This window comes from Pseudomonas sp. P116, from assembly GCF_020149425.1.
Lineage (GTDB): Bacteria > Pseudomonadota > Gammaproteobacteria > Pseudomonadales > Pseudomonadaceae > Aquipseudomonas > Aquipseudomonas anatoliensis.
The window spans coordinates 648995-661739 of the sequence record NZ_JACVHB010000001.1 but is presented as its reverse complement, the minus strand read 5'-3'; the positions used below and the strand labels follow the sequence as shown (position 1 = coordinate 661739).

The following is a 12745-nucleotide window of genomic DNA, read 5'->3' as shown; positions in this document are numbered from 1 at the left end:
CTCCTACAGGGGTTAACAAGTCAGGCACAAAAAAGCCCCGCTTTCTGCAAAGAGAGCGGGGCTTTTTAGTGGGCGAGGAGTCAACCTCGCCGCGCAGTATCAGAAGCGGTAAGTAGCGCCGACACCGAAACCGTTTGCCGAGTTTTCATACTTGGCGTTGTAAGTCTGGCCACGCGCGTTTTCGTTGCGAACGTTAACCGACTCTTCCTTCAGGTACGAATAGGCGACGTCGATGGTCAGGTCTTCGGTCGGGCTCCAGCCGGCACCAACGCTGAAGATGGTCCGGTCGCCGGTCGGGATGCGTGGCGAACGGTCGACGTTGTTGGTCGGCGACTGGTCGAAGGTCAGACCGGTGCGCAGCACCCATTCCTTGTTCAACTGGTACGAGGTACCGATGGCGTAAGCCCAAGAGTCGTGCCAGTTCTGGTCTTCGTTGATTTCGCCGAACTGACCGGCCAATGCAGGCTGAACGCCGGAGTTCTCGACGGTGATTTTATCCAGCTGACTCCAGCGGGTGAAAGTCGAACCGGCGTAAACAGTCCACTGATCGTTGATCGCTTGAGTGACGGACAGATCCACCGACTCAGGCGTGGTGATCTTCAGCGAAGCGTCGTACTTCTGGCTGGAACTCAGACCGGCCAGGCCCAGTACGCCGTAGTTGACCTTGGTGTCGCCTTCGAGCTTGTAGTCGACTTTCGAGTGGTAGGTCAGGCCCACGCGGGTGGAGTCCGTCGCTTGTACCAATACACCGATGTTGTAGCCCAGCGCGGTGTCGTCACCCTTGATCTTGACCTTGCCATCGGGGAAGGCCTGGGTGATAGACAGGTTGGATTCCAGCTTGCCGTCGATACGGTTGATGGTCGGACCGAAACCGATCGACACCTTGTCGTTGAAGGCGTAGCTGATGGTCGGCTGGAAGGTGATGACTTGCACTTCCGACTTGCTGCCGAAATAACGGCCGGCGAAGTTGTTTTCGTAGTCGGTGATCAGGCCGAACGGCACATAAACGCCGAAACCGAATGCCCAGTGATCGTCGATTGGCTTGACGTAGTAGCCCATAGGTACGGCGGTGAAGGGCACCATGTCGCCTTTGTTGCTCCCACCATTCGGGCTGGAGCTGGCGTTGCTGATATCGGTCGATGCGTCGAGGAATGCAGCGCCGCCGGTGATTTGTTCGCGCTTGATGCGCGACATGCCGGCAGGGTTGCCATAAACAGTGCTTGCGTCGTCGGCAGAAGAAGATCGCCCGGCGTACCCAGTCCCCATCCCGCTAATGCTGTGTTCGTTGATGGCAAAGCCAGCGGCGAAAATCTGCGTGGATGCCAAGGTAACGGCAAGGCTAAGGGTGGTTTTGAGCATTACTTTTTTCATTATTAGAACTCCTGGTGATCACCGGGGCGAAAATTACCAACATTTTCGTCCCAGCGCTATAGCCTGTATGCCTTGAGTTAGAGCGGTTTTGTAGGACAATCCGACCAAATTCGCGACCTGTTACACGATCTTGCGGAACTGGACGGTCAGCAAGCGACCTGATTCACCGGTGAAACACACGTCTGCCAGGCACAGGTGAAATCGCGCAGACGACCCTGAGGCTGGAAGGTCTGACGCCAGATACGCGCCATACCGAGCAAGTCGGTCGGGTCGGGGAGGGTAGGGTTTTGTTCTTCGACCAGCAGCCAGGCGATAGCTGTGGCGTAACGCAGGTTGACGGTCAATTCCAGGTGCGGCCCGCTGAGAAATGCGTGTTGGCTGGCGAGTCCGCGAACCAGGCTGGCGCGCTCCGGATCAAGCGCCAGGTAGTCATCCCACAGTGCTTGATGGCGGTGCTCGGCAATGCAGTAGAGGCCGTGCCCGCGGCGGTCATGCAGGGCGGAGCCGAGGGCGGACTGGCTGGCGGCGATGCCCAGCAACAGGGATTCGGCAGTTGCGCAGTGACGTCCCAGATAAATCAGCGTGGGGCGGATCACGTAGCGGCACAGTTCGCTGGCAGCGATACCCATAAAGCCCTCGGATCTTGTTATTGGGCGGCGATACCTGAAGGGGCCTTGGCAGCGGTGGATCGGCTCAGGCTCGCCGGAAGCGGATCACGCCGCTTGAGTTGAAGTGTAGTGTCATATTCGCGACGTAAAGGCCTGTTTTTAAAATATTTCCGGCTGCACGTTATAACCGTTATATCCAATGGTGCTTAAGCGCCAAGGCTCAAAAGTGAAACATCAGGCAATAAAAAGCCCCGCGTTTTAAGCGAGGCTTTTGCTTCTTGCAGTCTCTCAGGCAACAAGTGCCTGACGAGTACGATCAATGACAGCCTGCAGCGGTTCGGCGCTGGAGTACTGATCGGGATACAGACGCTCACTGTGGCGGGCGATCCCGTGTTCATTGACCAGTGTGAAGCTGAAGCAGCCTTTGCGAGCGGCCATGATCAGGCAGTTCATTGGAGCAAAGGCGTTGGTTAGGGCGCGAATGGCGTCCTGAGTGTGGATTTGAGTCGACATAGTTATTAGGTGTTCCTACAAATGACACGGATAAGAACCGTGCAACGTTAAAACGTTCCAGTAACGTCGACCACCATTGGTCGAACGAAGAACCCGACTGGAACAAAGCAGCCAGTTTGAAGCGCTGATGAGTTGGCGCGCTTGGGCTGGCAGGTAGGTACTTAGGAGGACAGGCAACACATCAAGGGCAAAGGTTCTGGGCCCGGGGTGAAGATCCTGATCAATTTGCAGGTTGGTTCGGTCAGAGTAAATGGCCTTCGCAACACCCTTTGCATGATTCAAAGGCTGTGTTGTCGCAAGATTTACCTGTAAACCATCGAGAGGTCGTACCCGCTTTTTCGGTAAGGCTTCTTGATAGAAGGCTCTCCGTTGGGGATATGTTCGACCGGGATTGACTTTCAGCTTGGTACTAACGCCGCGGATAGTAACGGATCGAAAATGGTAAAGCAAACCCTGCGCCAAAAAAGATTGTGTTCAACAGGAAAATCACAGGGTGGCATTGCCGGCCTCATCGTGAGCAGGCTCACTTCTACAGGTAGCGCAGCCATTGTGGGGGCGAGCTTGCTCGCGAAGGCCCTGATCAGGTAACAAATGAAAACGCCAGGTTGACCATTCGTCGCCACAAAACCGTGCGCGGTTCCCGTCGAGAAGCCGTTTATCCCCAGCCTGAAGCGCAAAACGACCCGAAAAAGCGCATCGATATAACCGGGTAACAGGTACTTGTGCACATTAGTTGCACAGGCTGTAACGGCACTGTCATATCAAACCTGACTCTCGTGGCTGCCTGTATCGAAAGTTTAAGTCAATGAAAAACATCGCTTTTTTTTGTTGGTGAAAAAATCGTCAGTTTGACTGCGGGCCCCATTCCATAAGGCTTTGCGAGGGTTGGAGGACGCTTGTCCACTGACTTATCCACAGCTTCTGTGGATTGTCCCGAGCGCTTGCTCTAGGACGGGCGTGCCGGGTTTTTTTTCGACTTTACCTGTAAGAAAAAGAGAGTAGAGTGGCGCGCCTTCCGATCTGTCCCACAGTGCTTTATGAAGTTTCGCTCAGTATCAGACCCTGTTACCTCACAAACCCCTCATGTTATCCCGCCCAAGCGATTTTCCGTACGCGTGGCCGAATGGCTGCTCGACAGTCCGCGCCTGAGCGAAAGCCACAATGCCAAGCACCTTGCCGGCCGCCTGCTCAAGCAACCGGCGCGCGAAGGTGTGGTCGCCGCGCAAAGCCGTCTCGGCCAGTTGATGTGTCGCGAGTGTGGTAATGCGCGGGATCGCCGCATCGGTCAGGACCTGCTGCGTCAGGCTGCTCGTGCTGGCGATCATCGTGCCCAAGTCGAACTCGGTCTGCTCGAAGACTGAGCTGTCCAAGTTCTGACACCTTGGTTACCCTTCAGGCTTTAACCGATCGGCAGGAGTCGCTATGGCTATGGACTTGACCAGCGTATTGCTCGGTCTCGCAGGCGCTGGGCTGCCGTTGTTGGCTTTGGCCTGGCAACTGCAACGTCGGGCAAGCAACGGGCAAGCGCAGGTGGCGTTGCTGGAAGAGCGGTTGGCCATGGCGCAGCTGGCGCAGGACGGGCTCAGCGCGCAACTGGATGCCGGCCGCGATGAAATTGCCGACCTCGGCCAGGCCAACGCCGCCAAGCAAGCAGAACTGGCAGCCCTGCGCCGCGAAGTCGAGCTGTTGCAGATAGAGCGTGACGACGCCCGTGACGCCTCCCACGCCTGGAACCTGGAGCGCGCCAACAAGGAAGCCGAACTGCGCCGTCTCGACGCTCAGGCGGCTTCGCTGAACGCCGAGCTGCGTGAACAGCAGGAGAGCCATCAACAGCGCCTCGACGATCTGCAAGGTTCGCGTGATGAATTGCGGGCGCAGTTCGCCGAACTGGCGGGCAAGATCTTCGACGAGCGTGAACAGCGCTTTGCCGAAACCAGCCAACAACGCCTCGGTCAGTTGCTCGATCCGTTGAAAGAACGCATTCAATCCTTCGAAAAACGTGTGGAAGAAAGTTACCAGGCCGAGGCCCGCGAGCGCTTTTCGCTGGCCAAGGAATTGGAGCGTCTGCAAGCGCTCAATCTGCGTTTGAGTGACGAAGCCACCAACCTGACCCGTGCCCTGAAAGGCCAGAAAACCCAAGGTAATTGGGGCGAGTTGATTCTCGAACGCGTGCTGGAACACGCAGGCCTGGAGAAGGGCCGCGAGTATCAGACGCAGGTCAATCTCAAAGGCCCGGATGGCGAGCGTTTCCAGCCGGATGTGGTCATTTATCTGCCGGGCGACAAACAGGTGGTGGTCGACTCCAAGGTCAGTCTCACGGCGTATCAGCAATACGTCGCGGCCGAGGACGACACCCTCGGGCAGATCGCGATCAAGCAGCACGTGCTGTCCCTGCGCAATCACGTCAAAGGCCTGGCCGGCAAGGATTACAAACGGCTTGAGGGCCTGCACAGCCTCGATTTCGTTTTGCTTTTCGTGCCGATCGAAGCCGCGTTTTCGGCGGCATTGCAGGCCGAGCCGTCGCTGTTTCAGGAGGCGTTCGACCGCAACATCGTGATCGTCAGCCCAACTACGTTGCTGGCGACATTGCGCGTCATCGACAGCCTGTGGAAGCAAGAGCGCCAGAGCCAGAACGCCCGCGAAATCGCCGAGCGCGCCGGGTGGCTTTACGACAAGTTCGTGTTGTTCATTCAGGATCTGGACGAAGTCGGCAATCGTCTGCAACAACTGGACAAAGCCTACAGCTCGGCGCGCAACAAACTGACAGAAGGGCGCGGCAATCTGGTCAGCCGCAGTGAGCAGCTCAAACTGTTGGGGGCACGGGCGAGCAAAAGTTTGCCGGCGGACTTGCTGGAGCGGGCTATGACGGATGTTGATGGGTTGGTTGAGTTGCCTGAATAAAGATCAAAAGATCGCAGCCTCCGGCAGCTCCATGAACTTCGGTGTAGGAGCTGCCGAAGGCTGCGATCTTTTGCTTTTAAAGCGGTAGATACCGACTCAACAACGCCCGCAACGCCGCCGGTTTCACCGGTTTCGCCAGATAATCCAGCCCCGCCGCATGCACCTGCGCAATCATCTCCGGGCGTCCGTCGGCGCTGATCACCACGCCTGGTACGGGCTCGCCAAGACGCGTGCGCAACCACGCCATCAACTCGGTGCCGGTATCGCCGTGATCCAGGTGATAGTCGACCAGCGCCAATTGAGGCCGCACTCCGTCATTCAGCAACGCCGCGCATTCCTCGCGATTGCGCGCCGTCCAGACCTGGCAGCCCCAGCGGCTCAACAGGCTGTTCATGCCGATCAGAATGCTGTCTTCATTGTCGATGCACAGCACCTGCGCACCGTTCGGCAACTTGCCGTTCAATTCGACAGCGGCACTGGCCGGTACGGTTTGCGTGCGCGCATACGGCACCGTAACGCTGAACACACTGCCGCGCCCCGGCCACGAGCGCACGCGTAAGGTATGGCCGAGCACGCGACACAGACCATCAGCAATTGCCAGCCCAAGCCCCAGGCCTTTTTCGGCGCGCGTCTGATGGCTGTCGAGACGTTTGAATTCCTCGAAAATTACCTGCTGCTTGTCTTCCGGAATGCCCGGTCCGCGATCCCATACTTCCAGGCACAACTTCCCGCCGCGTCGCCGTACACCGAGTAGCACCGGGCCTTTGGCATAGCGGAAAGCGTTGGTCAGGAAGTTTTGCAGAATCCGCCGCAGCAACTTGATGTCGCTGTCGATGCGCATGTGGCTGCCACGCACACGGAAGGTCAGACCTTGCTCCTGGGCCAGCGCCTTGAACTCGGCGCCGAGAATGTCGAACAGTTCATTCACCGCAAAGGACTTGCGATCGGGATTGATCTTGCCGTTTTCCAGGCGGGAAATGTCCAGCAAATCGCTGATCAGATCCTCGGCCGAGCGCAACGAACTGTCGAGATGCTGCACCAGTTTCTGCGCCTCGCTGCTCAAGCCGTCGTCTTGATGGGAGAGGGCGGCGGAGAACAGTCGCGCGGCGTTCAACGGCTGCATCAGGTCATGGCTGACCGCCGCGAGAAAGCGGGTTTTCGATTGGTTGGCGGTTTCGGCGGTGCCCTTGGCTTCGGTCAGCGCGACGTTGAGTTGCGACAGTTCCTGGGTTCGCTCGCTGACCCGTTGTTCCAGGCCTTCGTTGGCCTCGGTCAGCGCCTGTTCGGCTTCACGGAACGCGGTGATGTCGGTGAAACTCATGACGAAGCCGCCACCGGGCATCGGATTGCCGATCAGCTCAATCACCCGGCCGTTGGGGAACAGGCGTTCGGAGGTGTGCGCGCGGCCCTGGCGCATCCAGTGCAAACGGCGCGCGACATGCACTTCCGCCTCGCCGGGACCACACAAGCCACGCTCGGCGTTGTAGCGAATGATGTCGGCGATCGGCCGGCCGACGCTGATCAAGCCGTCCGGGTAGTTGAACAACTCCAGATAACGTCGGTTCCAGGCGACAAGCTTCAGCGACTGGTCGACCACGCTGATGCCTTGGGTGATGTTTTCAATCGCGCCTTGCAGCAGCGCGCGGTTGAATTGCAGGACTTCCGAGGCTTCGTCAGCGATTCGGACTACGTCCTCCAACTGCATTTCCCGACCTTCGATGGCGGCTTTTACCACCGCTCGCGTCGAAGAAGCGCCAAGCACACCGGCCAGCAAGCGTTCGGTATGGGCGATCCATTCTCCGTCGGCATTCTGGTTCGGGTTGAAAGCCTTGCCTTGGCGATAGGCGAATCGAATGAAGCTCTGGCGAGCGCGCTCTTCACCGACAAACCGCGCTGCCAGTTGCAGCAGATCGTCGATCTGCACCGACAGCATCGACCGCGCATTCGGTCGGGCGCTGATCTCCTGGCCGATGAAACGCCCAGCCTGCCAGTGCTCCGACACCCGCGTGCGGGACAGCACCGAGACCCACGCAAACAGCGTGAAGTTACCGGCCAGCGACAACACCACGCCTTGGGTCAACGGACTGATCGGCAGGTTCAGCGGATTACTGTGCAGCCACGCCAGCCCCGGGAAACTGTTCAGCGACCAGCCGAGGCTGTGGGCGGCAATCGGCAAAACCAGCGTGTAAAACCACAGGAAGGTGCCGGCGGCGAGCCCGGCAAACACGCCGCGTCGGTTGGCCTGTTTCCAGTACAGCGCGCCGAGCATGGCCGGCGCTAGTTGGGTCACGGCGGCGAAGGCAATCTGGCCGATGGTCGCTAGGCTCGCCGTCGAACCGAGCAGGCGATAGCTGACGTACGCCAGCAACAGAATCACCACAATGCTCACGCGGCGCACCGACAGCATCCACTGGCGGAACACTTCAAACGGGCGCTCGGCGTTATTGCGCCGCAGCAGCCACGGCAACAGCATATCGTTGGAGACCATGGTCGACAGCGCCACGCTGGCGACAATGACCATGCCGGTGGCCGCCGATGCGCCGCCAATAAACGCCAGCATCGCCAGCGCCGGATGGGCCTGCGCCAGCGGCAGACTGATCACGAACGAGTCGGGCAACACGTCGCTCGGCAGCATCATCTGACCGGCCAGAGCGATCGGGACTACAAACAGTGCAGCCAGCGCGAGGTACGCCGGGAACACCCATTTGGCCAGGCGTAGATCCTGCGGATCAATGTTCTCGACCACCGTGACGTGAAACTGCCGTGGCAGACAGATGATCGCCATCATCGCGACGCCTGTCTGTACCACCATTGATGGCCAGTTAATGGTTTCTTTCCAGTATTCCTCGAGGCGCGGGGCGAGCATGGCTTGATTAAACAGGTCGTCGAAACCGTCGTAGAGGCCATAGGTCACAAACGCGCCGACGGCGAGAAAGGCGAACAGCTTGACCAGCGACTCAAAGGCAATCGCCAGCACCATGCCGCGGTGGTGCTCGGTGGCGTCGAGGTTGCGTGTGCCGAAGACGATGGTGAACAGCGCCAGCACCAGTGACACGATCAACGCGGTGTCCTGGGCGCGCGTGCCCATCGCATCGGCACCGGCGCCGATCAACAGGTTCACACCGAGTACGATGCCCTTGAGTTGCAGGGCGATGTAGGGGAGGACGCCGACCAGGCAGATCAGCGCGACGACGACCGCCAGCGATTGCGATTTGCCGTAGCGCGCAGCGATGAAGTCAGCGATGGAGGTGATGTTCTCCTGTTTGCTGATCATCACCATTTTTTGCAGGACCCACGGCGCGCCGACCAACAGCAGGATCGGCCCGAGGTAAATCGGCAGGAATGACCACAACTGTTCAGCCGCCTGGCCGACCGCGCCGAAGAATGTCCAACTGGTGCAATAAACCGCCAGCGACAGGCTGTATACCCACGCGCGCACCCGCGGCGGCAGCGGCGTGCTGCGACGGTCGCCGTAGAAGGCGATGGCGAACATGATGGCCATATAGGCCAGGGCGACGGCGGCGATCAGCCCGGTGGACAACGACATGCAACACTCCCGACTAAAGACTCCCCGGCACTCCTGCCCGGGCGGACAGTCTCGCATGCGCGCGGCGGTTAGTCAGTGTCGACCAAGGTCGAGGCGTGGCGGGGTGTCGCAGGAATGGAACCGGGCGGTTCTGCGGTGACCGTTAAGGTCTCATCGCGAGCAGGCACCGCAAGATTCAGTGCCTGAATCGGAAATCCTGTAGGAGCTGTCGAGTGAAACGAGGCTGCGATCTTTTGATCCTGTTTTTAAGGATCAGGATCAAAAGATCGCAGCGTGCCGCAGCTCCCACAGGGATGTCGGTGTCAGTCCTGCTGCAACGCGATATCAATCAACCGATGCAATTCATCCACCTCCAGCGCCGCCGCTGAAAACAGAATCCTGAACACGACCGGCGCCACCACCTGATTGATCAACCGATCGACACTGGGCGCCGCCTCATCGGGATGACGCTCGATAATGGTCTGCAACTGTGCCCCGATGATCGCCACGCAATACCCCGGCGTGGCGCTCGCCTGCACGTCGCGCATCATGTTGCGCCCAGGCTCGGAGCTCATCTCGTCGAGGTATTGCTCGGCCCATGCGCGGATGTCGCTGCGCAGGCTGCCGGTTTCTGCGGGCTCGCTGTCGGGGCGCATGCGGGCGAGGGCGACGTCGGCCAGCAATGCCGCCAGATCGCCCCAGCGCCGATAGATCGTCGACGGCGTAACGCCCGCCCGCGCCGCAATCTGCGGAACGGTCACGGTCGAGCGCTCCTGCTCTTGCAGCAGTGCGCGGACTGCCGAATGTATCGACTCTTGCACCCGGGCACTGCGACCGCCGGGGCGTAAACCTTCTTTAATAGCCATGCGTCAGACCTTAACACAAAGAATTTGCTTTAAGCGTTGGGCGGTAGCACACTCCGCAAAAGCAAAAAATTAGCTTTTGCGGAGTGTGCACATGATTAGCCCCCAGTCTCGATTAGCGTCCAACCGTCCCAGCCTGTGGTTTCTGGCGGTCACCTTACTCAGTTTTCTCGCCGCTTCCACCGCGCCGACGCCGCTGTACCACCTGTATCAGGATCAACTACACTTCTCGGCAGCGGTGCTGACCCTGATTTTCGGCGTCTACGCCCTGAGTCTGTTGGCGGCGCTGTTAACCGTCGGTTCGCTCTCCGATCATCTGGGACGCAAACCGGTGATCTTCACCGCCGTGTTGCTCAATGCACTGGCGATGTTGGTGTTCATCAGCGCCGACAGCGTGACGTGGTTGATCAGCGCGCGCGTGCTGCAAGGCTTCGCCACCGGCATGGCGACAGCGGTCCTCAGCGCCACATTGCTCGACATCGACCGTCAGCAAGGGCCGTTGATCAACAGCGTCGCGCCATTGCTGGGCATGGCGCTGGGCGGCATGGGTTGTGGCTTGTTGGCCGAATTCGCGCCGGCGCCGTTGCAACTGACCTATTGGTTACTGCTCGCGCTGTTCGTGGGGCAGGCACTGTATGTATGGCGGCTGCCCGAAAGCGTCACCCCGCAAGCGGGCGCATGGGCGTCGTTGCGACCGACACTGCATGTGCCGGTTCAGGCCCGCGCAACGCTATGGCGAGTCCTGCCGCTGAATACCGCGACCTGGGCGCTCGGAGGTTTTTACGCATCGCTTGCACCGTCGCTGGTGCGCACCGCCACTGGGTCCACTTCCAACCTGATCGGCGGCGCAACCGTCGCGGCATTGACCGTGACCGGGGCACTGATGATCTTCACCCTGCGCAATCGTCCTGCCACGCGCGCTTTGCAACTGGGCGCAAGCTTGCTGCCGATCGGGCTGGTGCTGATTCTGCTCGGCGTGCACAGCGCCAGCCTGTCGCTGTTCTTCCTCGGCACACTGGTGGCCGGTTGTGGTTTCGGTGCCGGATTTCTCGGCGCGGTGCGCAGCCTCGTACCGCTGGCCTTGCCCCATGAACGGGCCGGGTTGATGTCGGCGTTTTATGTGCTGAGTTATCTGGCGTTTTGCTTGCCGGCGCTATTGGCAGGGCATTTCACCCATCGCCTGGGGCTGCTCGCGACGACCGATGTGTATGGCGCGGTGCTGATCGTGCTGGCAGTGGCGGCGCTGTTGCTAAGCCTGCGCGTTCGACCGGCCAAGGTGTGCGGCGCTCCATAACCACCGCGCTTTCGGTTAGCCTTGCGCAGCCATTCTGCCAACGGATCGACTCATGAAGATTATTCGCAGCAAAACCTTCACCGCCGAGCGCGCCTGGGGTGCCTTGGACATCGCCAACATGAACGGCATCACCACGCGCCTGCACTGGACTGATCAGCCGTATAAATGGCACGTCAACGATGGCGAGGAAGTGTTCGTGGTGCTCGATGGGCGGGTGCAGATGCGCTATCGCGAAAATGGTGAGGAAGAGCAAGTCATGCTCGAAGTCGGTGACATCTTTTACGCCTCGGTCGGCACCGAACACGTTGCCCATCCGCAGGGTGTGGCGCGGATTTTGGTGATCGAGAGCGAAGGTAGCGTTTGACTGTTTATCTGGCTCATTATCGATAAAGCAGATAACAGTTAGAGATATTACCCGTTATATAGATATTCGATTCGGATCTACCATGGACTCAACCTCACCAGAGGAAGAGGAATCCATGATGATTTGCACCAATAGCACCAAACCCGGCTTAAAGCCGCTCAGCCAACTTCAGCACCCGCGTGAAGTGATCCGCCAATTCACGCCGAACTGGTTTGCCGCAACCATGGGTACCGGAGTGCTGGCACTGGCCTTGGCGAATTTGCCGGTCGCGATCCCCGGTTTACACGCTGTGGCTGAAGGGCTGTGGCTGTTCAACATTCTGTTGTTCAGCTTGTTTACCGTTGCCTACGCCGCCCGCTGGATTCTGTTCTTCGACGAGGCGCGGCGGATTTTCGGGCATTCAACCGTGTCGATGTTCTTCGGCACCATTCCCATGGGCCTGGCGACGATCATCAACGGCTTTCTGCTGTTCGGGCTACCGCGTTGGGGCGAGGGTGTGATCCAGCTTGCCGAAGTGCTGTGGTGGCTCGATGTGGCGATGTCGCTGGCCTGCGGCGTGTTGATCCCCTACATGATGTTTACCCGTCAGGAGCACAGCATCGACCAGATGACAGCCGTTTGGCTGTTGCCGGTGGTCGCAGCAGAAGTCGCGGCGGCCAGTGGTGGTCTGCTTGCACCGCACCTGACCGATGCCCACTCGCAACTGGTGGTGTTGACCACAAGCTACGTGCTCTGGGCATTTTCCCTACCGGTGGCGTTCAGCATTCTGACCATCCTGTTGCTGCGCATGGCCCTGCACAAACTGCCCCACGAAAACATGGCCGCATCGAGCTGGCTGGCACTCGGGCCAATCGGCACCGGTGCCCTGGGCATGTTGTTGATGGGCGCTGAAGCACCGGCGATTTTCGCTGCCAATGGAATGCCGGGCGTTGGCGAAATCGCTTCTGGCCTTGGTCTGGTGGCCGGAATCACGCTGTGGGGTTTCGGGCTGTGGTGGATGCTGATGGCGTTGCTGATCACCGTTCGCTATCTGCGTGACGGCATTCCGTTCAACCTCGGCTGGTGGGGTTTCACCTTCCCGTTGGGCGTGTATTCGCTGGCGACCCTTAAACTCGCCAGTACGCTGAACCTCGGCTTTTTCAGCGTGGTCGGCTGCATGCTGGTGGCGTTGTTGGCGGTGATGTGGCTGATTGTCGGCAAGCGCACCGTGCAGGGCGCGTGGCGCGGCGAGCTGTTTGTCTCGCCGTGCATTGCAGGTTTGAAGAAATAACCTGAAAAGTTTAGGTAAGGTGTGGCCTGGATCGC

Annotated in this window: 10 protein-coding genes; 5 read left to right on the top strand and 5 right to left on the bottom strand. The window is 59.3% G+C overall.

The window, feature by feature from the left end:
* Window positions 1–99: 99 nt before the first annotated feature.
* From ICA15_RS03285 to ICA15_RS03275, 3 genes are all read right to left on the bottom strand, one after another.
* Entirely contained in the window at window positions 100–1371 is a 1272-nt protein-coding gene (locus tag ICA15_RS03285; RefSeq protein ID WP_150601244.1) for an OmpP1/FadL family transporter, read from the bottom strand.
* Between the two features lie 146 nt (window positions 1372–1517).
* Window positions 1518–2000 (bottom strand): hypothetical protein, encoded by a 483-nt coding sequence (locus ICA15_RS03280; protein WP_150618464.1) that lies wholly within the window; start codon window positions 1998–2000, stop codon window positions 1518–1520.
* 267 nt (window positions 2001–2267) lie between these two features.
* Window positions 2268–2492 carry a hypothetical protein gene (locus ICA15_RS03275; RefSeq protein WP_042558329.1) on the bottom strand — a complete coding sequence of 75 codons (225 nt, stop codon included), beginning with the start codon at window positions 2490–2492 and terminating at the stop codon, window positions 2268–2270.
* 1037 nt (window positions 2493–3529) lie between these two features.
* Between ICA15_RS03275 and ICA15_RS03270 the strand changes: the two genes are divergently transcribed.
* Window positions 3530–3853 carry a sel1 repeat family protein gene (locus ICA15_RS03270; protein WP_150618466.1) on the top strand — a complete coding sequence of 108 codons (324 nt, stop codon included), beginning with the start codon at window positions 3530–3532 and terminating at the stop codon, window positions 3851–3853.
* Window positions 3854–4028: 175 nt separating this feature from the next.
* A complete protein-coding gene (gene rmuC / locus ICA15_RS03265; RefSeq protein WP_210553910.1) occupies window positions 4029–5393 on the top strand; it encodes a DNA recombination protein RmuC in 1365 nt (454 codons plus the stop codon).
* 76 nt (window positions 5394–5469) lie between these two features.
* Here rmuC and ICA15_RS03260 read toward each other — a convergent pair whose 3' ends face one another.
* Window positions 5470–8940 (bottom strand): PAS domain-containing hybrid sensor histidine kinase/response regulator, encoded by a 3471-nt coding sequence (locus tag ICA15_RS03260; RefSeq protein ID WP_210553661.1) that lies wholly within the window; start codon window positions 8938–8940, stop codon window positions 5470–5472.
* A 302-nt stretch (window positions 8941–9242) separates the two neighbouring features.
* Window positions 9243–9785: a TetR/AcrR family transcriptional regulator gene (locus tag ICA15_RS03255; RefSeq protein ID WP_042558333.1), complete on the bottom strand. Its 543-nt coding sequence runs from the start codon at window positions 9783–9785 to the stop codon at window positions 9243–9245.
* Window positions 9786–9876: 91 nt separating this feature from the next.
* On the opposite strand from ICA15_RS03255, the gene ICA15_RS03250 reads away from it, so the two are divergent.
* From ICA15_RS03250 to ICA15_RS03240, 3 genes are all read left to right on the top strand, one after another.
* Entirely contained in the window at window positions 9877–11076 is a 1200-nt protein-coding gene (locus ICA15_RS03250) for an MFS transporter (protein ID WP_210553660.1), read from the top strand.
* 52 nt (window positions 11077–11128) lie between these two features.
* Window positions 11129–11440: a cupin domain-containing protein gene (locus ICA15_RS03245; protein ID WP_210553659.1), complete on the top strand. Its 312-nt coding sequence runs from the start codon at window positions 11129–11131 to the stop codon at window positions 11438–11440.
* A gap of 118 nt (window positions 11441–11558) precedes the next feature.
* Complete coding sequence (locus ICA15_RS03240; protein WP_210553658.1) at window positions 11559–12710, top strand: TDT family transporter; 1152 nt, start codon at window positions 11559–11561, stop codon at window positions 12708–12710.
* The last annotated feature ends 35 nt before the right edge of the window (window positions 12711–12745 follow it).